General features: G+C 70.9%; 11 protein-coding genes. 5 read left to right on the top strand and 6 right to left on the bottom strand.

Features of this window, described 5'->3' with window-relative positions; genetic code table 11:
* The first annotated feature begins 58 nt into the window (after positions 1-58).
* Complete coding sequence (gene fabD / locus BKA25_RS12310; RefSeq protein WP_084643039.1) at positions 59-1,078, top strand: ACP S-malonyltransferase; 1,020 nt, start codon at positions 59-61, stop codon at positions 1,076-1,078.
* Here the strand turns inward: fabD and BKA25_RS12315 are convergent.
* From BKA25_RS12315 to BKA25_RS12335, 5 genes are read right to left on the bottom strand one after another with little or no spacing between them, the layout of a single operon-like run.
* On the bottom strand, positions 1,035-2,069 hold the full coding sequence (locus BKA25_RS12315) for a MupA/Atu3671 family FMN-dependent luciferase-like monooxygenase (RefSeq protein ID WP_069849701.1): 1,035 nt from the start codon (positions 2,067-2,069) through the stop codon (positions 1,035-1,037). The genes fabD and BKA25_RS12315 overlap by 44 nt on opposite strands.
* Complete coding sequence (locus BKA25_RS12320) at positions 2,066-8,965, bottom strand: non-ribosomal peptide synthetase (protein WP_069849699.1); 6,900 nt, start codon at positions 8,963-8,965, stop codon at positions 2,066-2,068. The genes BKA25_RS12315 and BKA25_RS12320 overlap by 4 nt, the downstream gene beginning before the upstream one ends.
* Entirely contained in the window at positions 8,962-12,411 is a 3,450-nt protein-coding gene (locus BKA25_RS12325; protein WP_069849697.1) for a non-ribosomal peptide synthetase, read from the bottom strand. Before BKA25_RS12325 ends, BKA25_RS12320 begins: the two co-directional genes overlap by 4 nt.
* Positions 12,408-14,915, bottom strand: a complete 2,508-nt coding sequence (locus BKA25_RS12330; RefSeq protein WP_157421091.1) for a beta-ketoacyl [acyl carrier protein] synthase domain-containing protein — start codon at positions 14,913-14,915, stop codon at positions 12,408-12,410. Before BKA25_RS12330 ends, BKA25_RS12325 begins: the two co-directional genes overlap by 4 nt.
* Positions 14,908-18,042 carry a non-ribosomal peptide synthetase gene (locus BKA25_RS12335; protein WP_069849693.1) on the bottom strand — a complete coding sequence of 1,045 codons (3,135 nt, stop codon included), beginning with the start codon at positions 18,040-18,042 and terminating at the stop codon, positions 14,908-14,910. Before BKA25_RS12335 ends, BKA25_RS12330 begins: the two co-directional genes overlap by 8 nt.
* Before the next feature lie 506 nt (positions 18,043-18,548).
* Here BKA25_RS12335 and BKA25_RS12340 point away from each other — a divergent pair.
* The 4 genes from BKA25_RS12340 to BKA25_RS12355 are packed head-to-tail and all read left to right on the top strand — an operon-like array spanning position 18,549 to position 24,013.
* On the top strand, positions 18,549-20,180 hold the full coding sequence (locus tag BKA25_RS12340) for an amino acid adenylation domain-containing protein (protein WP_172803795.1): 1,632 nt from the start codon (positions 18,549-18,551) through the stop codon (positions 20,178-20,180).
* Between the two features lie 29 nt (positions 20,181-20,209).
* Positions 20,210-20,473 carry an acyl carrier protein gene (locus BKA25_RS12345; RefSeq protein ID WP_069849689.1) on the top strand — a complete coding sequence of 88 codons (264 nt, stop codon included), beginning with the start codon at positions 20,210-20,212 and terminating at the stop codon, positions 20,471-20,473.
* A gap of 4 nt (positions 20,474-20,477) precedes the next feature.
* On the top strand, positions 20,478-21,692 hold the full coding sequence (locus tag BKA25_RS12350) for a condensation domain-containing protein (RefSeq protein WP_157421090.1): 1,215 nt from the start codon (positions 20,478-20,480) through the stop codon (positions 21,690-21,692).
* On the top strand, positions 21,689-24,013 hold the full coding sequence (locus tag BKA25_RS12355) for a lantibiotic dehydratase (RefSeq protein WP_172803794.1): 2,325 nt from the start codon (positions 21,689-21,691) through the stop codon (positions 24,011-24,013). The genes BKA25_RS12350 and BKA25_RS12355 overlap by 4 nt, the downstream gene beginning before the upstream one ends.
* Here BKA25_RS12355 and sbnB read toward each other — a convergent pair.
* Positions 24,010-25,020 carry a 2,3-diaminopropionate biosynthesis protein SbnB gene (sbnB, locus tag BKA25_RS12360; RefSeq protein ID WP_236750274.1) on the bottom strand — a complete coding sequence of 337 codons (1,011 nt, stop codon included), beginning with the start codon at positions 25,018-25,020 and terminating at the stop codon, positions 24,010-24,012. The genes BKA25_RS12355 and sbnB overlap by 4 nt on opposite strands.
* Positions 25,021-25,061: the final 41 nt, after the last annotated feature.

Here is a 25,061-nt window from a genome sequence, read left to right on the forward strand (position 1 = left end):
ATATGTGCTGAGCGCGAATCCAACGGGCATTGTTGGAAAGTTGGCTAGAGTCACCGTAATGGATGGTTATGCCGCTGGGAGGGCCGTGCTCGCAGACCGCACGGCGCTGGTGTTTCCTGGTCAGGGCTCGCAATTTCCGGGAATGGGAGCCGAATTCGCCGAGGATGGTGTGGCGGATCGCTGGTTCGCCGCCGCCGACGAGGTACTCGGGCTGAAGCTGGGCGAGCTCTGCCGTTCGGGCTCGGCCGAGGAACTGCGCGCGACCGAGATCGCGCAGCCCGCGGTGCTGGTGGCCAGCCTGATCGCCTGGGAGGCGCTGCGCGGTCGTGGCATCGAACCGGCGGTGGTCGCGGGCCACAGCCTCGGTGAGTACACGGCATTGGTCACCGCAGGTGTCCTCGAATGGACGGATGCGCTGCGGCTGGTTCGACGTCGAGGCGAACTGATGGCCGCCGCGGCCGACCGTAATCCGGGCAGGATGGCCGCGGTGCTGGGTCCGTCGTCCGCCGAGGTGGAGTCGTGGTGCGCGCGGGTCCACGCCGAGACCGGTGAGATCGTGGCCGTGGCCAACCACAATGCGCCGAGGCAGCAGGTGGTATCCGGGACGCTGGCCGGGGTGGACGCGGTGCGGACCCTCGCGCGTGCCGAGGGCGCCGACGTGGTGCTGCTCAAGGTGTCCGCTCCCTTCCACAGTGAACTGATGCGCGATGCCCAGACGGAGTTCGCCGCTGATCTCGACGCGGTCGACTTCGGCGTGCCGAGGGTGCCGGTGATCGCCAATGCCACCGGCGACTACGTGCTCGACGGGGCTGCGGCGCGGGACGCCCTGCGGGTTCAACTGTGTGCTCCCGTTCGTTGGACGGCGACCATGCGGCTCCTGGCGGACCAGGAGATCGCCTCGGTCGTCGAGGTGGGCCCGGGTCATGTGCTGACCAACCTCGCCGGTCTGTGTGCGCCGGAGCTGCCTGCCGTCAGCGTCGGTTCGGCGGCGGGTCTGTCTGCTGCGGTGGACCGGTTGCATGGCTCGGTGGCGCTCACAGATCGGCACAGCGACGCTGCAGTTCGGTCAGCGACTTGATCGCCGACAGCACGTCGTCGGTGCCCACACCGAAATCGATCAGGCAGGCGATCTCGTCCACCCCGAGCTCGGCGACTCGTTGCACCACCGGGATGCAGCTGTCCACCGAGCCGATCAGACAGCGGTCGGCGGTGAAGTCGCGGTAGGTGTGGTCCAGCAGCTCGGCCAGTTCGGCCTCGGTGAGTTGGTCGGCGGTCGGGCTGCCGGGGCGGTTGACCGAGAAGAGGTCCATCGAGGACCGCAGGTAGGCGGTGAGCGGTTCGCGGGCCAGCGCGTGGGCGTGCTCCTCGCTGTCGGAGACCAGGGTGTGCAGCATGAGCGCCACCCGTTCCGCGCCCGCGCCGTGCCCGTGGCGTTCGATGGCATCGCCGTAGTCGGCCAGGTTCTCCGCGAGGCGGTCGAAGGACTGGCCGAGCAGGTGGGTCAGCACACCCGCGCCGAGTTCGCCTGCGAGGCCGAAGGTGGCGGGGGATCCCGCCGCGGTCAGCCACAGCGGCGGGCGATCCCGTACCGGACGGGGATAGGTGCTCACCTCGGTGGCCGCGCCGTCGGGGCCCGCCCGCTCGACGGACTCGCTGGCCCACAGCGCGGTGAACTCGTCGATCTGTTCTCGGAGGATCCGCCGACGGTCGGCGAAGTTCTGCGGGGCGAGGACGAAATCGGTCGGGTTCCATCCGGAGGCGAAGGCCAACCCGACCCGTCCACCGGAGAGCTGGTCGACCACCGACCATTCCTCGACCACTCGCAACGGATCGTGCAGCGGAAGCACCACGCTGCCCGCTCGTATCTGGACTCGGGAGGTCACGGCGGCCACGGCTGCGGCGGTGACGGCCGGATTGGGGAACGGGGCGCCGAAGGGGTGGAAATGTCGTTCCGGCATCCACACCGCCTCCAATCCCGCTTCGTCCGCGGCACGGGCGGCCTGCAGCAACAGTCGATACTGCTCGGCGGCGTGGTCGCCGGTGGCGAAGAACAGCAGGCTGAATCTCATGCGGTGGCCTCCAGGACCGGGGTGGGGGCGTCCGGGTCGAAGGTGAGGTGGTGCAGTGCTCGTCGGTGTCGGGCCAACAGATCCTCGGCGGACACGGCGGGCAGCGCGGACTTCACCACGACGGTGACCTGGTCGTCGGAGTCCAGGACCGTGAGTGAGACCAATTGGTCCTCATCGAGTCGATCCGGGCCGACCGCGCTGCACCGTGCCCCCGCGAAGGTCACCGTGTCCTGTTCGGAGCGTTGGAAGGAGAACACCAGTTGGGGATCCACCTCTCGGTCCTCGGTGTTCGCCGGGTCGGCGAGCGGCACAGCCCGGACGGCGCGTACCGCATCGGCCAGGGGCCGCATCGTCGTGAACGCCTCCGCAGGCGTCGTGGCCCCGTCGAGTCCGAGGCGTAGCGGTGCGATGGTGGCGAAACCGCCGATCGTGGCGTCGAGGGTCCCGACGGGCCTGCCGTCCATCGGGATGACACACCGACCGGGCAGCACCGCGTCGCCCAGCGTCTCGATCGCGAGCGCGAAGGCGGTGAGATGCCAGGTGAATGCGGTGGTCCGTTGGTCGGCGCAGGCCTGCCGCAGCGCGGCGTGCAGCGGACGCCCCGATCGCCAGACGGCCCGATCCGGGACACCGGGTTCGTGGCGGGGCGCGTCGAGGGCGGTGCCGTGGGCGCGCAGCCAGTCCAGCGCGGCCGTGGTGGTCGCGGGTTCGGGGTCGGCCCGCCAGTTGAGGTAGCGGAGGAACCCGTCGTCCTCGGGACCCAGGCGGCCGGGGCCGTCGAGATAGGCCTTGTCGAGGTCGGCCAGTAGAACGAGTTGGCTGCGGCCGTCGAGCACGAGTCTGTGCACGGTCATCCCGAGGATGCTGTGCCCATCGGGCCGGGTCGCCAGGGTGAACCGGACCGGGGCGTCATGGCGAAGGTCGAGGGATTTTCGCAGCAGTCGGTCGGGAAGGTGCGTCAGGGTCTCGTCGTCGATAGCGCCCACGACGTCCAGCTGTGGCGGCGTGTCGACCGTGATGAGTTGCGGCGCCGGATCGGTGCGCAGCCGCAGTCGCAGGGCCGGGTGGCGCCGGGCGAGTTCGGCGACGGCGGCTTGCAGCCGGTCCGGATCCAATCCGGTGGACACCTCGTACACGAAGGACTTCTGATGCTGCGGCGCGGGTGTCTCGGTGGCCAGCCACGCCAGGCCGGGCGGCAGCGACACGGGGATCGTCGCCTGCGGTAGCTCGATCGCCTGCCCGTCGATAGCCGACCGGCCGAGTGCCTCGGTGACGGCCCTCGGGGTGCCCGCGTCGAAGAACTCGACCATCGGCAGGGTGGTGCCGAACTCGGTGCGCAATCGGTGCACCAGGGTCGTTGCCAGCAGCGAGTGCCCGCCGACGTCGAAGAAGTCGTCCTCGGGACCCAGCTCCGGGCGTCGCAGCACCTCCCGGAACGCGGCCAGCACCCGACCCTCGGGGGTGCCCGGCCGTGCGGAGTGCGGCGGCGCGGATTCGGTGCCCTCGGGCGCGGGCAGTCGGGCCGGGTCGACCTTGCCGTTGGCATTGACCGGAAGGGCATCGACGCGGGTGAACGTCCTGGGCACCATGTAGGCGGGCAGTTCGGTGCGCAGCGCGGCTCGGATCCTGGTGATGGCCGGCTCGGTGGTCTCGTCGGCGTCCAGCACCAGATAGGCGTGCAGTGCGCGGTCGCCGTCGGCGGCATCGCCGGCGACGATGGCCACGTCACGCAGCGCCGGATCCCGGCGCAGCGCCACCTCGATCTCGCCGAGTTCGACGCGGAATCCTCGGATCTTCACCTGCTGATCGGCGCGGCCCAACAGTTCCACCGCTCCGGAGCGCAGCAGCCGGGCTCGGTCGCCGCTGCGGTAGGCACGGGCCCCCTCCGGCCCGGCCGGTACGAAGCGTTGTGCGGTCAGCTCGGCGCGGCCCGGGTACCCGGTGGCCACACAGGGACCGCAGATCACCAGTTCTCCGATGCTGCCTCGGGGGACGTCGTTGCCGTCGCGGTCCACAATGCGCAGGGCCACCCCGGGGATCGGCGTACCGATCGGCGCCCAACGTGGCCAGTCGGCAGGCGGCCCGGCGAACCGATAGGAGGTCACCACATGGGTCTCGGCCGGGCCGTAGTTGTTGATGAGCGTGCAGTCCGGCAGCGCGGCGAACAGCTCGACGATCCGGTCGCCGATGCGTAGTTGTTCCCCTGTCGAGGCGATCTCGCGCAGGGTGGCGAGCGCGGTGCGATCCGAGGCGGGTCGTGCGGCCAGGGCGTGCAGCAGCGACACCGGCAGGATGGCCTTCTGCACGCGGTGCTCGGCGATGAAGGCCAGCAGCAGGTCGTGGTCGTGTTTGACCTCCTCGCTCGCCACGTGCAGCGAGCCGCCCGCGCACAGCGCCGCGAACATCTCGTGGAAGGCGGCGTCGAAACCGAAGGACGCGAGTTGCAGGAAACGCACGTCGCGGGAGTATCCGGCGCTCTCCCAGTGGATCAGGTGGGTCAATGCCCGGTGCGGGAAGTGAATGCCCTTCGGTTGCCCGGTGGTTCCGCTGGTGTACGTCAGGTAGGCGCCGACCCCGCCCGGCACGTCGTCGCCGGGCGCCTGCCCCGATCGGCGGGGACGGGTGTGCAGGTCGGATACCTCGACCACGGCCAACCCGCTCGCATGGCGCCGCCCGGCGGCGTCCGTGCACGCCACCCGAGCCGCGCAATCGGCGACGATCGCGGCGATCCGTCGGTCGGGGTGGTTGAGCTCCACCGGCACCGGGGTCGCTCCAGCGCGCAGCACTCCCAACACGGCGACGACGAGCGGGGTGCCGCGTCGCATGGCCACCAGCACGGGTTCGCCCGTCGAGACCCCGTGTTCGATCAACTCGGCGGCCACGCCGCCCGCGAGGTCGACCAGGTCGACGTAGTTCAGGGCCGTCTCGCCATCGGTCACGGCCAGGCGTTCGGGGAGGCGCCGGGCGACGTCGACGACCCTGGCGTGCACAGCCGATTCGTCGACGTCGGCTGCGGTGGGGCCGGTGAGCGCGCGGGCGGCGGCGGCTCGCGCGGAGGGCGGTTCGACGCGGACCGCGTGCAGTGGGCGGTTCGGATCGGCGAGCACCTCGCGGACCAGGGTGCGCAGGATCTGTTGCCAGGCGGCCACGGTGGACTGGTCGAACACCTCCGCGTGCAGCACCCGGGCGGCCACGCCGCCGTCGGCGGTCAACCACCAGTCGAGCTGGAAGTCCATCGGGCTGCCGGCCATGTCGAAGGGCACCGGCTCGACCTCGAGCCCCGGCCCCGCGTCGGGACGGGACGACGCGGTGTCGAGCATGTTGAACAACACCTGGAACACGGGTGTGGTGGCGGGATTCCTCGGCCCGTGCAGTGCGCGTGCCACCACCTCGAACGGGACGTCCTGGTGGTCCAGCGCGGCGCGTTGTACCGAGGTGACGCGGCGTACGACGGTGCGGAAGTCCTCGCCCCCCGCCGCCGAGAGCCGCAGCGGCAGTGTGTTGACGAAGTTGCCGATCAGGTGTTCGGCGTCGGGGCGGTGCCTGCCCGACACCGGGACGCCCACCACCACCTCGGGCGCGCCGGAGACGCGGCAGAGGAAGGCGGTGAACGCCGCCAACAGCACCGCGAACGGGGTGGTGCCCTCCTCGGCCGCGAGTAGACGCAACGCGGTGCCGGTGCCCGGCGGCAGCGAGAACGAGCGGCGGCCACCCCGGAAGGCCCGGTCGGCGCCTCGGGGCCGATCGGTGGGCAGTTCGAGTACGTCGGGTGCGCCGCGCAGGGTGTCCACCCAGTACTGCCGTTGGGCGTGGGCGTCCGGAGTGGACAGCCACGCGTTCTCGGTCTGCACGTGGCGGGCGAACAGCCCGTCGATCGGGGCGAGATCGGCCGGGGCGCCGCCGATTCGTTCGGCGTAGCAGGCGTAGAGATCCGCTAGGAATACCCCGGTGGAGCGCGCGTCGGCGACCAGATGATGCAGAACCACGATCAGGACGTGCCGCTCCGGCCCCATCCGGGCCACCCTGGCCAGCAGCGGCGGCGGACTGTCCAACGGGATGGACGTGCCGAGCAGCTCCCGGATCAACTCCTGTAGTTCCGCGTCCGATCCGGGTTCGACCACCGGCACGGGAACGGTGCCCACGGCGGTGATCTCCTGCACGGGCCCGGTCTCGGTGTCGCGCACCGACAGACGAAGGCTCTCATGGCGGGACACCACATCGCCGACCGCCGCACCCAGCGCCTCGACGTCCAACCGTCCGCGCAGGTCGGCGAGCACGGGCACGTGGTAAGCCTCGGCGGCGCCCGGGAGTTGCGCGAGGAAGTGGAAGCGTTGCTGCAGCGCGGTCAACGGCAGCGGCCCGGATGGTGCGTCGATGACCTCGTGGGCCGGGCCCGAGGTGCTCGGTCGCGTGCCGGTGGCCTGGATGACGAGGTCCGCCAGGTTGCGAGCGGTCGGGTCGGCCATGAACGAGCCCAGCCGCACGGAGATTCCGAAGGTGCTGCGGGCCAGCGCCACCACCCGCAGCGCGGCCAAGGAGTCCCCGCCCTCGGCGAACAACGAGTCCGTCGGTGCCAGGTCGTGGCGGCCCAGTGCCGCACCGACGACACCGCGGGCCCGTTCCAGCAGCTCGGCCTCGGTGGTGGCTGCTGCGGCCACCTCGGTCTCGGGATCGGCGGCGGTGCGTGGCACCGGGTCGATCCAGTGCCGTATCCGGTCGAACGGGTGTCCCGGCACGTCGACGATCCGGCCGCCCGGTGCGACCGGCGCCGGTTCGGGCAGGACACCGACGACCCACGCGGCCGTCACCGCCGCTGCGAGGTCCTCGCCGACATCGACCGGGTCGATCTCCAGCGCGAAGGGGAACAGTCCGTGCGGCAACGGTGGGCCGGTCGGGCCGGGCACCACCGACACCACGGCGTCCACCAACGGCGGCAGGGTTCGCCTGCCCGGCAGTGGGTCGCCGGTCAGCACGGCGGTCAGATCGGGTACCTCGCCGGGTGCGCAATGCTGGTCGCCGGACTCGGCATACCAGGGCAGCGTCGCCCGTCGCCTCGGTAGGGCGTCGATCAACGCCCTCGGATCGCCCCCGGCGGTCTGCACCGTGAGCAGTCGCGCCGCCTCGTCGTCGGTGAGTAGGCCGCAGAGCACGGCGGCGGCCAGCCGGGTCCGACCGTCGGAGATCACGGCGACCGCTCGCACCCCCCACCGGTTCCAGACCGCCGCCCAGGCCAACGCCGCCGCAGCGTCGCTCGGATGCGGTCCGTATCGGGCGGCCTCCGCCGCCGCCTCGGGATGCGGACCGACCCGGCCCGCCCGCAGCCGCAGGGCCGCGCCACGATCCGAGGTGCCTGCCGAGACGATCACGGCAGGTGTGCTGCCGGTGCGCCACACCAGGGCACGTCGGCGGGCCTGGCCGAGTCGACTGCGCGTCAGGGTGTGAGCGACGTCGAGGACCTCGGCCGGTCCGGCCCCCTCGATGCGCTCCAGCAGGGCGGTGTGCAGCTCGTCGAGCGCCGAGTCGGTGCGCGCGGTGAACGGCAGGGCCACCGTCGTCGGCCTCGGCTCGACCCGAGCCTCCTCGTCGGGGGCCGCGCCGACCAGCAGATGGGCGTTGGTGCCGCCCACTCCGAAGGAGCTGACACCGGCGAGGAGTCGTCGTGTCCACGGCCGACCCTCGGTGACCAAGGAGAACGGTGAGGATTCGAAGTCGATGTGGGGGTTGGGCTCTTCGGCGTGCAAGGTCGCGGGCAGATGGCGGTGGCGTAGGGCGAGTACCACCTTGGCCAGTCCGGCCGCACCCGATGCCGCATCGAGATGGCCGATGGCGGACTTGACCGAGCCGAGTCCGCAGTCGCCTCGTCCCATGCCGCTCGCGCGGAACGCCTCGGTGAGCGCGGCGACCTCGATGGGGTCGCCGAGCGCGGTGCCGGTGCCGTGCGCCTCGACATAGCCGATCTCCTCGGCGGCGACCCCGGCCAGCCGGTGCACCCGGGAGATCAGCTCGGCTTGGCCGTCGACGCTGGGTGCGGTGTAGCCGGATTTGCGGGAGCCGTCGTTGTTGAGGGCGCTGGCGCGGATCACCGCGTGGATCCTGTCGCCGTCGGCGCGGGCGTCCTCCCAACGCTTGAGCACGAACATCACCGCGCCGCTGGCGAACACCGTGCCGTCGGCCTGCGCGGAGAAGGGGCGGCATCGGCCGTCGGGCGAGGAGATGCCGCCTTCCTCGTGGTGATAGCCGAGGTTGGTGGGCGCCACGGCGGCGGCGCCTGCCAACGCCGTGTCGGTGTCGTAGTCCAGCAGTGCCCGACACGCCTGGTGGACGGCGGCCAAACCCGAGGAGCAGGCGCAGTCCACGGCGATACTCGGCCCGCGCAGGCCGAGCCGATAGGAGATCTGGGTCGCGGTGAAGCCCCGGTCGTTGCCCATCAGCACCCGATGCCAGCCGAGGGCGCGGATCGCCGATCGCTCGGGCAGGACGTGCCGCATCAGGTAGTCCGAGTGGTTCATCCCGACGTAGACGCCGATGTCACCGGGATAGCGGCTCGGATCGATCGCGGCGTCCTCCAACGCGCGCACCGACATCTCCAGCAGATACCGCTGCTGCGGGTCGGTCGCCGCGCTCTCGGCCGGGGTCAGACCGAAGTGCGCACCGTCGAACAGGGCGGGATCGGCGGCGGGCTTGCGTTTGGCGACGAAACCCGGCTCGTCCAGCAGCCGCGTCAGACCCGCGCGTTCCAGCTCCTCGGGTGGCACCGTCTCCAGCGGTTCGCGGCCGGAACGCAGTAACTCCCAGAACTCCGAGGCCGATTCCGCGCCCGGCACTCGGCAGGCCATCCCGATCACGGCGATCGAGGTCAGGTCGTCGTCCGGTGTGGTCGGTTCGGGAGTGCTCATGTGTCACCGTCCCGTTCGCGACGCTTGCGTAACACCTGCCGCCTGCGTCGGAGCGCGGCCTCACTCGGCGCCGGACCGGTGTTCGCGGCCGGAGCGGGCTGTTCGGGGCCGGTGAGGTTCGCGACGAAAGCCCGCACCGAGGGGAACCGGAACAGATCGACGATCCGAGCGGCGGGCACTCCGGCGGCCCGCACCTCGCTGAGCAGGCGTGCGACCAGGATCGAGTTGCCGCCCGCGAGGAAGAAGTCGTCGGTCACCCCGATCTCCTCGCGGCCCAACACCGAGCGCCACACCGCCAGCAGTGTCTCCTCCAGCTCGCCTGCGGCGGGAATCGCGGCGCCATCGCGTTCGAGGCCGGTGACGGCCAGCTTCGGCAGCGCGGCCCGGTCCAGTTTGCCGTTCGGATTCAGCGGCAATGCCTGCGTCTCGGCGAAGACCACCGGGATCGCGGGCGGCGGAAGCAGCGCCGCCAACGCGGCCTGGATGGTCGTCGCCGAACCGGGGCCCGGCCCGGCGGGGACGTAGTGCGCCACCAGATGGGCCCGATGGTCCTCGCGTTGGACCGCCGCCGCGCAGGCCGCGATCCCCGGCACCCCGGCCAGGGCCCGCTCGACCTCCTCGAGCTCGATGCGGTAGCCGTCCACCTTGACCTGATTGTCGATGCGGCCGGCCAACTCGACGGTGCCATCGGGACGCAGCCGGGCGAGGTCGCCGGTGCGGTAGACCGGCTTGCCTGCGTCCACCCCGGGCAGCGGACCGAACACCGCAGTGGTCAGGTCCGGACTGCCCACATAGCCCCGGGTCACGCCTGCGCCGCCGATCACCAGCTCGCCGACCATGCCGACCGGCACCGGCCGCAGTTCCGCGTCGACCACGTGCAGGGTGGTGTTCGCCAGGGGCGATCCGACCAGGACGCGTTCGGGGGCGGCGGGCACCGTCCACGCGGTGGACCACACGGTCGTCTCGGTGGGCCCGTACATGTTGAGCACGGTCGGACCGTCCAACTCGGTCAGCGCGGTGGCCAACGCGGGGTCCAGCGGCTCACCGCCGACCATGAGCAGCCGCAGCCGGCGCAGCGCCGCCGTGGCACCGGGCAACCGCAGCATGCTGCGCAGGAAACTGGGGGTGGCCTGCATCGCCGTCACCGCGTGGGCGGCCATCGACTCGGGGACCGTCAACGGCACCTCACCGGGGCCGTAGCCTGCGGCGATCGTCTCACCGTTCTCCCCGAGCACCACCGGCACGCCCCGTGCGAGGGTCCACAGCAGTTCCACCACGGCGATGTCGAAGGTCACGTTGGTGACCGCCAACCATCGGGCGTCGGCGGGCAGCGGCACCGCCTCGTCCAGGGCGACGAACAGGTTCATCAGATTCCCGTGCGTCACCTCGACGCCCTTGGGCATCCCGGTGGACCCGGAGGTGAAGATCACGTACGCGGTGCTGTCGCCGTCGACGACCGGCAGCGGCGGCCGATCGGCGGCGGGTGGAATCGCGTCGGCCGGGTCCGCGACGGGCACCGTCAGCACGGGCCCGGTGAACCCCTCGGGAGCGTCCTCTCCGGGGGAGAGCAACACGGCCGCGCACTCGGCGGTGGTCAGGATCCGTCGGGCCCGTTCCGCCGGGATGGTGCCGTCCAACGGCACGTAGGCCATGCCCGCCCGCATCACTCCCAGCAGCGCCGACACCAGTTCCGGCGACCGCCCCACCCGCACGGCCACCCGGTCGCCGGGGCGCAGACCCGAGGCGGCGAGAGCGACGGCGATCGCATCGGCCTGGTCGGCCAGCCGCCCGCCGCGCAGCGTGCGGTCGCGGAAGGTCACCGCTGGCGCGTCGGGTGCGGCACGCAGGGCGGCGACGATCTGCGCGGGAACCGTCTCCGGCGGTATCGGTCGTTCGGTGGCGGCATTGGCCCGCGTCAGGGCGGCGGTGTCCTCGGCGTCGAGCAGCGACACCTCGCTCAGCGGGGTGTCCGGGGCATCGGCCAACACGGTCAACAGCTGCCGGAACCAGGAGGCGAACCGGGCCGCGTCCTCGGCGTCGAGGAGCTCGTCGTTGTGGATCAGCAGACCCTCGGCGCCACCGTCGACCTCGCGCAGTTTGAGCATCAGGTCGTATTGAGCGGCGTAGATCGGCGCCGAGTACGCCGAGGCCCGCACCCCGGTGAGGTCCAACGGCGATTCCGGATAGCTCTGCAGGATGAACACCGCCTGGAACAGCGGTGCGTGCGCGGCGCTGCGGTGCGGCGCCACCGCCTGCACCACCTGGTCGAACGGAAGATCCTGATGGGCGAACGCGTCGAAGGCGGTACGTCGGGTCGCCGCCAGGTACTCCCGCACCGTCATCGTCGGTTCGGGTGCCATCCGGACGGTGATCGAGTTGAAGAACAGGCCGAGGGTGTTCTCCAACGCCGGATAAGGCCTGCTCGCCAGCGGACTGCCCACGGCCAGATCGGCGCTGCGGGTCATCCGGGACAGCAGTAATCCGTAGGCGGCGACCAGTCCGCCGTAGAGGGTGGTGCCGCATTCAGCGCACAACGCCCGGATGCGGTCCATGAACGCCCGGTCGTAGCGGAAGGTCAGTGCGGCACCCCGGTAGCTCTGCACCGATGCTCGCGGCCTGCCCGGCGCCAGATCCAGCAGCGGCGGCAGATCGGCCAACTGCCCGCGCCAGAAATCGCGTTGGCGCTGGGCCCTGGCCCCGCCGACCCAATGCCGTTCCCACGCGGCGAAATCGGCGTAGTGAACGTCCACATCGGGCAGCTGCGCGGATGTCCCGTGGACCCGAGCCGCGTAGAGCGCGGACAGCTCCTTCTTGATCAACCCGACCGACCAGCCGTCGGAGATCACGTGGTGCTGGGTGATGACGAAGACGTGTTCCTCCGGTCCGCAGCCGATCAGGTCGAAGCGGATCAGCGGCGCCGAAGCCAGGTCGAAACGGTGCGAGACCACCCGGCGAACCGTCTCGTCGACGGCGTCGGGCGGGACCGGGTGCTCGGTGAAGACCGGATCGCACTCCTCGACGACCTGCACGAGGCCGTCGCCGTGTTCGGCCAGGGCGGTGCGCAGGATCTCGTGGCGTGCGGTCATGTCGCCGATCGCGCCACGCAACGCGGCGACGTCCAGCGGACCGCTCAACCGGGTCGCCAGGTACATGTTGTAGACCGGGACCTGCGAGCCGAGTTGCTCGATGAGCCAGAGTCGCTGCTGGGCGAAGGACGCGGGCAGCGGTGCGGACCGGTCGGCCCGGCCGATGCGGGTGTTCCGTCGTTCGTCCTCGTGCTCGCGTTCCCGGAGGAATTGCACCAGCTCGTCGCGAACCGAGGTGATCGCCGCGCGCAGGTCCTCGTCCAGCGCGCCACGCGGCGCCGAGATACGCAGTCTGTCCTCGTGCAACGAGAGCCGGATACCACGGTGGGTGATCTGCGCGAGCGTGTCGGTGAGGGTCACAGGTCCACGGTCTCCAGATCCTCGTCGGCGGGTGCGTCGGTGTCGTGGACCCGGGAGTAGAGGCTGCCCAGGCGTACCTGCTCGGCGACCACCTCCGTCATCCCGGCCAAGGTCTCGGCCTCCAGCAGGGCACCGAGGTTGCAGCGCACATCGAGCCGGTCCAACAGTCGGGCCAGGATGCGGGTGGCCAGGATGGAATGGCCGCCCAATCGGAAGAAGCTGTCGGTGGGGGCCACTCGGTCGACCCCCAACACCTCGCGCCAGATCGCTGCGACCTCGGCGGCCACGTCGTCGGTGCCCTCGCCCGCGCCGATCGGCGCGGCCTCGCGCGCGACGGCGACCTGCTCCGTCAAAGCGACCTCGGCGGCCCAGTGTCGTTGCTCGTCGAAGGGGAAGCGCAGCGGCGCCCGCCGAGCCCCGGCGGGCAGCAGCGCGCCCCATGGCACGTCGACGCCCCGTTCCCAACAACCGCCCAACAGCCGCAGCAGCTCGACCCGGCTCGCCAGCGCCCCGGCGAGATCCAGCACCCCGTCTTCGCGGGGACTCTCGAGCAGGCCCATGAACGCCGACCGCGACTCCTCGACCACGTCGTCGACGGCCACCGGGATGCTTCCGGGTAACTCCACTCCGCTGGCGCGCAACAACACCGGGCAGCTCGGCGCGGCGAGCTCGTTCTCGAACAGCAGCAGTTCGATCTCCTCGACCACCTTGTCGCAGCCACTGAGATCCCCGCCGTCGGCGACGATCTGCTGCCCCTCGGCGTGCAGCGCGGCACAGCGAACGGCGATGGCGGCGGGCACGGCCCCGGCGGCCGCCAGCGCCAGATACGCGCCCGCCCCGGCCCCGGAACAGGCGTCGGGTCGCGCGCCGAAGCGGATCAACGCCTCGGCCAGGGCCAGTGTGGACTCGCCGTCGTCGTCGGCACCGAGTTGAGCCAGCAGCCCGGTGGTGTCGGCGGCGATGTCGAGATCGAAGACCAATGGGCCGTCGGGCTCGGTGGTGGGCGGGGCGCTCAGTTCCGCGACTAGCTCGGCGTGATCAGCGGCGATGACGGCCCGTCGATAGGGGCGCAGGGCACGTCGGCAGGCCAGCGCGGCGGCCAGGTGCGCGGGCCGGTGCGCCGAGTCGGCCAACGCCCGGCACAGTGCGTCGAAGGCCGACTCGGTGTGCGCGGAGATCGGCAGTAGCCGAACCTCACCGTCGGGTTCCGGCTCGGCCGCTGCCGGGGGCGCCTGTTCCACGACGACATGCCCGTTGGTGCCTCCGACGCCCAACGAGGTCACCGCCGCCCGGCGTGGTCCGTCGGTGACGGGCCAGGGATGCGCGGTGGTGCTGACGTAGAGGCCGCTGTCCCCGAACGGGATGGCCGGGTTCGGCTCGGTGTGACCTGCGGTCGGCGGCACGACACCATCGCGGACCGCGAGGATCGCCTTGACGAGTCCGGCCATGCCCGCGGCCTCGTCGAGGTGTCCGATGCTGGACTTGACCGCGCCGACCGCGCACGGACCGGTGGCACCCGACTCCGCACGAATCCGGCTGAGCGCGGCCAGTTCCACCGGGTCGCCCAGCGGAGTTCCGGTGCCGTGAGCCTCGATGTAGCCGACCGACGACGGGTCGACGGCGGCATCGGCCAACGCGGCGGCGATGACCTCGCGTTGCCCGCGCACACTGGGAGCGGCGAAGCTCAGCCGGTCGGCGCCGTCGTTGTTGAGCGCCGAACCGCGTAGCACCGCATGCACCCGATCGCCATCGCGCACCGCATCGGCCAGTCGCTTCAGCACGAGCACGGCGACACCGCTGCCGGGCACGGTGCCGTCCGCAGCGGCGTCGAAGGGGCGACACCGGCCGGACGGCGACATCACTCCGCCGGGATGTGCCAGGTAACCGTGGGTGTCGGGCAGCTGCACGGCCACCGCTCCGGCCAGCGCCACCGAGCAATCGTCCGTCTGCAGCGACCGGCGGGCGAGGTGTACCGCCGACAGCGAGGTCGAGCACATCGACGCCACATACACGCTGGGGCCACGTAGATCCAGGTGATAGGACACCAACAGCGGCAGTGCCGCAGGCCGATCCCATGGCATGCGTTGTCCGGTCGGACCACGGCGACGGCGAGCGGCGTAGTGGTTCTCGCCCGCACCGCAGAACACCCCGACCGACCGATCCGCATCCAGCGGCCAGCCCGCGTCGTCCAACGCGTGCACCGCTTCCTGCAACAGCAACCGGTGCTGCGGATCCATCGACTCGGCATCGGCCGGGGCGATCCCGAAGTAGGCGGCGTCGAAACGATCGATGCCCGTCAAGGCGCCCGCGGTGGGCACGTAAGCGGGGTGGTCGCGCAATCCTGCTGGCACGCCCTGCTCGGCCAGTGCCTGCGGCGTCGGCGTACTGGTAGCCACGACCCCGTCCAGGACGAGTCGTGCGAAGTGCTCGACGTCCGGTGCGCCGGGGAACCGGCACGACATGCCGACGATCGCGATCTCGGCGGTGTGCTGCTGATCAGGCATGTCGGACACGCTCCTCCCGGCGGCCCAGACCGTCGCGGATCGTTCGGGCGACCGCGGCGATCGTGGGGAACTCGAACAGATCGGTGATCAGCAGCCCGGGTGCGGGGCCTGCGGCGAGCCTGCGGTGCAACCGGATCAATCCGATGGAGGTACCGCCGAGCTCGAAGAAACCGACATCCCTGGGCACCTGCTCGACGCGCAGGCCCAGCTCCGCAGCCCACAGCGTGGCCAGCGTCTCCTCGGCGGAACCGTGCGGTGCCGCCGCGCCCTCCACCCGGCTGCGGGCCCTTGGCGCGGGCAGCCTGCGTAGATCGACCTTGCCGCTGGGCGTGGTGGGGAACTCGGCAACGACGGTGGCGTGGGTCGGTACCAGCACGGCAGGAAGTCGGGCGCGCAGCGCCGCGAGGATCCGCGCGCCGAGCCGTTCGGGATCTGCCGAGGGGACAGCGGCCACGGCATGCACCATCAGGGACTCGTCGGGCGCCCGGCGCACCTGCACGACGGCGTCGGCGACGCCGTCGACGTCCAGCACCAGCGCCCGAACCCCGTCCAACTCCACCCGGACACCGCGCACCTTCACCTGGTCGTCGTCGCGTCCGTGGAAGATCAGCTCCCCGTCCGCCCGCCACAGTGCGATGTCCCCGGTGCGGTAGACCCGCGCCGCCGGGTCCGTCGAGAAGGGATGCGGGATGAAGCGCTCCCGGGTGTGCTCCTCGCGGTTGAGATAGCCCAGGGCCAGCGGTAAACCGCCGGCCAACAGCTCGCCTGCGAAGCCGGGCGGCAACAGTTGTCCACCTGGACCGACGACGTAGCACTGTCCACCCGTGACCGGCCGCCCGATCGGCAGCGCGGCGGCGTCCGCCTCGTCGACCGTGCAGACCCGACCGGAGATGTCGATGCACGCCTCGGTCGGGCCGAACAGATTCACCGTCGGGACCCCGAGCTGATCGTGCACGGCGCGCACCACCTGCCAGTCCAGAGGCTCACCGCCGCAGAAGACCAACCGCACCGAGCGGCAGGCGTTCAGTCCACCGTGAGCCAGGACGACCTTGAGCAGAGTGGGTACGAACTGGACCACGGTCACCGCGTGATCGCGCAGGTCGGCAAGCATGCCCTCGGGGTCGCGGTGGGTGTTCGGCGCGGCGACCACGCACGAGCCGCCGAGCGTGAGCGGGGTGAGGAACTCCCACAACGAGGCATCGAAGACCGGCGGTGTCTTGAAGTAGAACCGATCCTGCGTGGTGAGTCCGAACGCGCTCTGCTTCCACCGGATGTGGTTGGTCAGCGCCCCGTGGGCAACCACGACGGCCTTGGGCAGTCCGGTGCTGCCGGAGGTGGCGATGACATAGGCGGGCGCCGCCGGGTCCACCTCGGGCAGCTCGACGGTGGCCGAGGGCGTCTCACCGACGTCGAGAACGGGCATCCCCGGCGGGACCGGCACCTGGTCGCCGTGCACGATCGCCGCCGCGACGCCGGTGTCGCGCAACAAGAACGTCCGTCTGCCCGCAGGCTGTTCCAGGTCGATCGGCAGGAACGCCAACCCGGCTCGGGACACCCCGAGCACGGCCGTGACGAATTCCGCAGAGCGCGGCAGCAACAGCGCGACCGGTGTCCCCGGCGCCAACGCCAACGCCGTCAACCGGGCGGCCAGAGCCGCGCTGGCCCGATCGAGTTCGCCGTAGCTGATCCGTCGACCGCCTGCCAGCAGCGCGATCGCTTCCGGGGTGGCGGCGGCGTTGCGCAGGAAGCCCGCGTGCAACGGGGCGACGGTGCTCGGATCGGGTTCGGGGTTCCAGACCTGCGACACCAACCGCAGATCGTCCTCGTCGGCGAGGGCGACCGCGCCCACCGGAATGCGGGAACCCGCACAGAGCTGGTCCAACACGACCCGGATCGCGGTGGCGATGCGGCGCGCCGTCGGTTCGCCCAGCACATCGGCGCGGTAACGCAGCAGCCCGGTGGTGGTTCCGTCGACCTCGAAGTAGGCGAGCAGATCGTTCTTGGCCGCCGACGGCGCCAGTTTGTAACGACGCACGTCGAGGCCGGGGAGCCGGAGGTCGGCCCCCATCGCGTGCTCCAACGTCAGGGCCGCCGACACCCGGGCACCCGCCCCCGGCGGATTGAGCGCCCGGACACGGGCCCAGAGGCCGTCGTGGGCCCCGCCCTGATAGTCCACGGCGTCGAGCAGGGCACCCTGGATCTCATCGACGACCTCGATGAGCGGTGTGTCGTCCGCAGGCGCACAGTGCACGAGCAGGTTGTCGGTGAACAGCCCGACGACGGGTTGGTGGTCGGCATGGCGCGGGTCCACCGACGGGAAGACCACGGTCACATCGGGCTGGCGGAGGTAGTGCCGCAGAACGACGGCGTAGGCGGTCATCAACAGTGCGAACGGCGAGACCCGCAGTCGATGCGCGGTGGCGTCCAGCTCGTCGGGAACAGCGATCGGCACCACCGGGCTCGGACCCGAGGGCGGTTCGCCTGTGCCCAGACCGGTCCCGGGTGCGCTGGCGCCCTCGGGCAGCAGGGCGGTCCAGTGCGCGGTGTCCGAGACGCCGTCCTCGGTGGCCCAGTGCTCGCGTTGTTCCCGCGCGTAGCGCAGGTAGCCGTCGGCGGTGGCCGTCGTGTCGAGCTCCCCGCGATAGGCCCGTTCGAAGGAACGCAGCAGCACCGCGACGGAGGGTCCGTCCACGGCGATGTGATCGAAGGTGAAGAGCAGCACGGCGTCATCAACTCCCCGCCGCAGCAGCTCGGCGCGGGATCGCACCCGACCGGGCGGGGCCAGTGGCGCGGCGGCGTGCCGGTCCGCGTGGGTTCGCAGCGTCGGCGCGTCGGTGTCGGGGGAGAGATCGACAACGTGGACGACGCCCGCCGGGTCATCATCGCTCGGGGGTGGGAGCACCTGTTGGACGATGGTCCCGTCGCTTTCCTCGCACACGTGCACTCGCAGCATCGGGTGCTCGACCAGAACCGCACGCCATGCTCTGCTCAAGGCGTCCGGATCCACCGGTCCGATGAGGCGGAACGCGATCGGGACGTGGTAGGCATCGCTGGCGGGGTCAAGCTGTTGAGCTGCCCAGACCATCTCCTGCTGCCTACTCAATACCCCCTTGGGCAGCGTGGACATCACCGCACCCGACTTGAAATCGAACCGGCATTCGAAAAGGTGAAAGTGTGCCCGCTGATCGAGCGGGAAAATAGACCAATATCGTCGGAGGGCGCTTTCCCGCGATCCGATCCGCATTCCGCCCGCCGCCGTGGATAGAGTCGATATCCGGATCGATGTCGCTCTGGGTGACGCGGGCTCGGGTGACTGACGGTCCGGCAATTCGCCCCTGCGATCCGGTTCGACGTCGAGGTCCGGGCGCGGTTCATCGGCATTTCGTGTTCCCCCACGGATGGCCTCCGACCAGCGCAGGCGCCGGTCGATGAATGGCCGGATTTCTCGTAGCCGGTCAGGTAAGGCCGTGCAGTCCTGGAAGATAACTTGAGTTCGGAAGCCGAGATAGGGCATGTGGCGCATATCACTATCCATATTTTTGTGTTTGTTCGCCGCATATCTTGGATTGGCTTCGGCGGAACGCCACGGCTGTCGAACACGGCGGGCTACAACGCATCATGCTTGGGGGGAACATGGCCAGCGCAGCGAAGCGCGATGACGCACGCCTATTCCTTGATGGCCCGATACCCGCCACCTGGAATGCGACCGCCCGTCCGTTCAACGCCGCCACCATCCCCGACCTCCTCGACGACGCGGCCCGCCGACATCCCGATGCGCCCGCGCTGCTGGGCGCCGACGGCAGCGGCATCGACCACGGGGAATTACGGACGCGCACCCTGCGGCTGGCGCGGCACCTCCTCGGCCGAGGCGTACGCCGAGGCGACCTGGTCGGCGTGCTCTGTCAGCGCACCCCGGATGCCGTGATCGCGATGATCGCCGTGATGCGGGCCGGGGCGGCCTACGTGCCGCTCGATCCCGGGTGGCCGACGCAACGCACCGTCGATCTCGCCGCCCGCCTCGACCTGTGCACCATCGTCACCGACGCGGGCACGCTTCACGCGGCGGGCGCGACCGGACGCCCCCTCGTCGTCCTGGGCGCGTCACCCGCCACACCGCTGCCCGAGCAGACGAGCACACAGTCCGACGTGGACGAATGCGGCACGAAGCCGCCGCAGGGCCCGACCCCGGACGACATCGCCTACACGATCTTCACCTCCGGCTCGACCGGGATTCCCAAGGGTGTCCAGGTGCCGCATCGCGCCGTGGCCAACATCGTCGACTTCGTCAACCGCGAGTTCGAGGTCGGTTCCGCCGACCGTTCGCTGGCCAGCGCCTCCTTCTGTTTCGACCTCTCGGTCTACGACCTGTTCGGGCTGCTCGCCGCCGGTGGGTCGGTGCGGGTCGCCTCCGACGAGGAGGCCGCCGAACCCGACCTGCTCGCCGATGTGCTCGTCGACGAACCCATCACCACCTGGAACGCCGCGCCCGCCGCCATGCTGCAGCTCGTCCCGTTCCTGCAGGCGCTGCCCCGCAGGGGCCGGTCGGACCTTCGACTGATCCTGATGGGCGGCGACTGGATTCCGCTCACCCTGCCGGGGGAGTTGCGCGCGGAGTTCCCCGCCGTGCGGCTCGTCTCCTTCGGCGGGGCCACCGAGCTGACCGTGTGGTCCACCGCGTTCGAGATCGGTGACATCGATCCCGACTGGGCGAGCATCCCGTACGGCACACCGGTGCAGAACACCCGCTGTCATGTCTTGGACGAACGCTTGCGCCCCTGCCCGATCGGTGTGCCGGGCGACCTCCACGTCGCAGGCGCCCAACTGGCCATCGGCTACGCGCGCGATCCGCTCGCGAGCGCCACCCGCTTCGTCCCCGACCCGTTCTCGGTCGACCCCGGGGAACGGATGTACCGCACCGGAGACCGGGCCCGCTGGCTGCCCACCGGGGTGCTGGAGTTCCTGGGCCGCGCCGACAACCAGGTCAAAGTCCACGGATACCGCATCGAGCTTGGCGAGGTGCAGGCCGCGCTCGGCCAGGTGCCCGGCGTACGCGCCACCGCCGTCACCGCACCGGAGACCAGTACCGGCCGCGAGCTCGTCGCCCACTACGTCGCCGACGACATCGACCCCGCCACCCCGCGACAGGTTCGGGAGGCTCTGACCGCTCGCCTGCCCGAATACATGGTCCCGCGCCGCATCGTCCAGCTCGACGAGCTTCCGGTGGGCCCCACCGGGAAGGTCGACCGCGCCGCGTTGCACCACTGACTCGACCCGCACGATCAGGAGGAACCGCAGTGCTCGACCAGACGATCCCGGAGCACGACAACACGCCCGACGTCGTCGGCACCGTGGTGACACTGTTCGCCGCCATCCTGGACACCGACGAGGAGATCACCGAGGACACCGACTTCTTCGAGGCGGGCGGCAATTCCGTACTCGCCGCTCGCGCGCTGGCCCGGATCCGCACCGAACTGGGTGTGCGGCTGAGCATGCGGGAGTTCTTCGCCGCCCGCACTGCGGGCGTGCTCGCCCGCAAGGCGGCCGAGAAGCAGGGCTGAGCGGGTGCACCCCACGACGATGGGGCACGCCGCGCTCTGGTTCGCCGATCAGCGCACCGAGCCGGGCGCCTACACGATGTCGATCACCTGCAGTGTGACCGGGCCGCTGACCGACATCGAGATCACCGCCGCCCTCGACCGCTTCATCGCCGCCGAACCCGTGTTACGGGTGCGGATGGGCCTCGACGAGCACGGTGACGTGGTGCAGTGGTTCGACCCGGAGCCGCCGCGTGTCGACTTCGCCGACGTGACGCTGCCCGATCCGAGGGCGGGGCTGTCGGAGGACGATCGGGTGGCCGAAGCGGTCCGACCGCACCTCGTGGAGCCCTTCGATGTCGATGGCGGTCCGCTGTCCCGGCTGATCGCCCTGCGGGCGGCCGACCGGACGATCCTCGTGGCGGCCGTGCATCACCTGCTGATCGACGGTGTCGCCCAGGTCGTCTACGCGGATCGACTGGCCGCCGCCGTGCTCGGCACCCCGGTACCCGGCTCGGCGGCCGGCTATCTCGCCTTGGTGGAAGAGGTCCGCGCCGGGGAACGCCGCGCCGAGGAGACCGACGGCGAGTACTGGGCGCAGCGCGTCGGCGGCAGGCTCGGCACCGAGGAATGGGCGGGGCCGACCACGGATACGACGGCGGAGGTTGTGCGGGCGAACGCGTCTCCGGCCGGGCTGGAACGCATCGACGCACTCGCAGGCGATCTCGGCGTGAGCCGATTCCTGGTACTGGCGGGCATGCTGCACCGCGCGCTGGCGCTGCCCCGCACCGTCGTGTGCGCCGCGACCTCCGTGCGCCCTCGCCGGGGATTCGAGGACACGGCGGGGTGCTTCATCAATCAGGTTCCGCTGATCGCCGAGCACCATCGCGGTGATTCGCCCGCGGATCTCCTGCGACGCGAGGCTTCGGGCTGGCGGACCGATCTCACCCGTAGACATCGTCCGCTGCTGGCCACCGCGCACCAACACGGCCCGGTCCGATTGGACCGCGTCCTCACCTCCTACCGACCTGCGGCCAACGTCGGCGTGCTCGTCTACGCCGATGGGGACCGCACGGTGCGGGCGGACCTGTTCAACCGGTACTACCAGGCGAAGACCGACCTCTCGGTGCGTTTCGTGCCGAACGCCGAAGGGATGGAGTTCGAAGTGGAATGGGCGGCTCGGATCCCGTCGACCATGGGTTCGGCCTTCGCCGAGACCGTGCGAACGGAGCTGATCGGATGAGCACCGACCACACGATCCCGCTGGGAGACAGCGGTTGGCGGATCTGGCGACTGTCGGCGCTGCGCGGCGCGGGATTCCCTGCCACCCTGCTCGACCGCACGGTGGATGCGGACCTGGCGCGGGACGCCGCCGAGACCGCCGTCACCGACGAGGAGTTCGCCGACCGCTATCGGGCCGCCGCCGCCCGCCAGTCGACCGAGCTGGCCGCGATCGCGCGGGATCCGGCGTTCCGCGAGGCCGTTGCCTGGCAGAGTCCGCACCTGTTGGCCACCTGCATCGACAAGGTCGCCGTCGAGCCGATCGACCCGAGGCGCCTACCCGGTTCCAAACAGCGGCAGCGAGAGCTCACCACGGCCGCCTACATCCAGCGATACGCGCTGAAGAACGACTCCATCGGTTTCTTCGGCCCGGTGGGCTGGGCGAGATGGACCGAGGATCCGGCTGCTCTCGTCTCGGTCGCGCACCGACCCGCACTGTCCCGCCGCACCGTGTGCTTCGAGACCTGGGCGGCCGATGCGGTGGCCGGGGCGTTGTCCCGAGACCTCGAACTGGTGCCGTGGCTGCTGCCGGTACGTGCTCCGCAGAACCTCCACGGGCCCGATGGCGTCATCACCCCGCGCGGCCGGCTGCTCGCACTGTCGCCGTCGGACGGTCGACTGGTGGCCGCTTGCGATGGCGCGACACCGATCGGGCGGATCGCCTGCGATGCGGTGGCGCGTGGCGACTATCCGGACGCCGAGTCGGTCCACCGTGCACTGCTGGGATTGCAGGAGCGGGAGGTGCTGCGCGTCGACCTGGAGGTCGTGGCGGCCGCACGTCCGTTGGCGGCCTTGCGCACCGCTGTCGAAGCGGTGCCCGCCGAGACGGCTCGACGCGGTGCGCTGACCGCGTTGGACGAGTTGGAGGCGCGGCGCGGCGAGGTCGCCGCCGCCGCAGGTGATCCCGACAAACTGTTGGCCGCGCAGGACGCCCTGCAGGCCGCGTTCGTTCGGTTGACCGGCGAGGGCTCCCAACGGCGGGCGGGCGAGAGCTACGCGGGACGCACCCTCGTCTACGAGGACACGGTCCGCGCCGTCGACGTCACGCTCGGCGCGCCGATGCTGGCCGCGCTGGCTCGTCCGCTCGGCATGCTGCTGGACGCCTCCCGCTGGCTCGTCGCCGAGGCCGCCGCCGCGTACCGACGCCTCTTCGACGAGATCTTCGACCGGCTGTGCGCGCGTCGCGGCCAGGACAGCGTCCCGTTGGCGGTCTTCTACGGCGCGGCGACCCCCGACCTGGTGTTCTCCTTCCGCGAGCTGCCGCCGATCGTGCAGCAGGTCGTCACCGAGTTCCAGCGACGGTGGCAGCGGGTCCTGGAGATCCCCGACGACGGCGTCGCCCGACACGACATCGACGGCGCGAGCATCGTCGCCTCGGTCGCCAGGGAGTTCCCGCACTCCGAGGTGCCGTGGTCCGCCGCCGTGCACCACGCACCGGACCTGATGATCGCCGCCGCCGACGTCGACGCGGTGCGCCGAGGCGAGTTCCTGGCGGTGCTCGGCGAGCTGCACGCCGGGGCGAACACCATCGAATCGCGGTTGTTCGTCGAGCAGTCGCCGGATCCGGCGGCGTTGATGGCCGCTGAGGAAGCCGACCACGGCACCCGGCGCATCGTGCCGGTGCTCTCCAAGGAGTCCAGCAAGGTCAACTCGCGCACCACGCCCTCCGCGCTGCTCTCGCCCGGTTACACCTACTGGGCCATGTATCCCGACGGGGCGTCCCGTCACGACGAGGTGGTGCCTGCGGCGGCGCTGCGCGTGCATCGCAGCGCGGACGCGCTGGAGGTGCGAGGCGCTCCGGACGGCCGGGCCCTCCCACTCATCGAGGTGTTGGGCGAGGTGCTCGGCAGCGCGGTGATGAACGGGTTCAGCATGCTGCCCTCGGCAGGCCACCGGCCGAGGGTCACCGTCGACAACCTGGTCGTCTCCCGCGAGTCCTGGCGGATCCCGGCCGAGGAGTTGGCCTGGGCGGCCGAACGCGACCCCGACCGGCGATTCCGGGGAGCCACCCGATGGCGACTCGATCGAGGCCTGCCTCGCCGGGTGTTCTACCGGGTGCCGGTGGAGGACAAGCCGCTGTTCCTGGACTTCGCCGGGGTGTCGCTGGTGGAGATGCTGGCCCGGTCGGTGCGGCGCACCCTGCGGGACGCCGATCCGGGTTCCCGGATCTCGTTCAGCGAGGCACTGCCCGACACCGACCAGACCTGGCTACGCGACGCCGACGACCAGCGCTACACGAGCGAATTCCGGATCATCGCCGTCGCCGACCGGGCGTCGTCCTAGTAGCGGCTCAACTCGTGGAAGAAGTCGGGCACGGCCACCGCCTGCCCCGAGGCGACGGCGTGCTCGTAGACGAACCGACCGACCGCCAGGTCCAGCACACCCAACCCGAACGGGGAGAACACCACCGGCCGATCGCGCTCCAGGACCAGGTCTCCCCGCAGGACGTCGGCGAGCACCCCGTCGACGAATTCCCGGGAGCCGGTGTGCTGCTCGGCGAGGTGCGGCGAGGTGTCGGCCTTGAGGCAGTGCTCGACATCGTCGAGGACGTTGTGCGCGGCGAGGATCACCTCGGGGGACAGGTCTCGAAGGGAGACGTTGAGGACCAGCGGATTATGGGCGAACCAGGCCGGATCCACGACGTGGGGCGCGGCCGCCGTGGTCGCGAGGATCACCAGATCCGCGGCGCGCAGCGCCGACTCGGCATCCGGATGCACCACCGAGCGCTCCGGGTCCGCGCCGATCGCGTCCAGGAACGCGGAGGCGAACTCGGTGCGTAGATCGAAGACGCCGACCTCGTCGAACTCCCAACCGGTCGCGGCGAGGAATTCGTGGATGTAGCGGGCGATGAGCCCCGTCCCGACGAAGGTCACCCGCCGAGGCCGGGCTCCCCGGCTCAACCGGTCCGCAGCCAACGCGGCTGATGCCGCCGTGCGCGTCGCGCTGATGATGGAGCTCTCCAAACAGGCATAGGGATATCCGGTCGCGGGATCGTTGAGGATCAGCACGGCGGACGCCCTGGGTAACCCATGCTCGATGTTGCCGGGAAAACTGGAGATCCACTTGATGCCGTCGACGGCCTCGTCGCCCCCGACGGAGGCGGGCAGCGCGATGATCCGCGACGAGGGTCGGTCGGGAAACCGAAGGAAGTAGCTGGGCGGGTTCACACTCTCCCCGCGAGCATGCGTCAGATAGGCGCGTTCGATCACCTCGACGACCGCGGCGTGCCGCCCCGCCAACGCGGCGCGAACCGCAGCACCGCCCACCACCGAGAACCCCGGTTCCGTCACGGATCTTCCCCCTTCGAGTGTCACTACGTGTCGAGGCGACT

The organism is Actinoalloteichus hymeniacidonis (assembly GCF_014203365.1).
GTDB lineage: Bacteria > Actinomycetota > Actinomycetes > Mycobacteriales > Pseudonocardiaceae > Actinoalloteichus_A > Actinoalloteichus_A hymeniacidonis.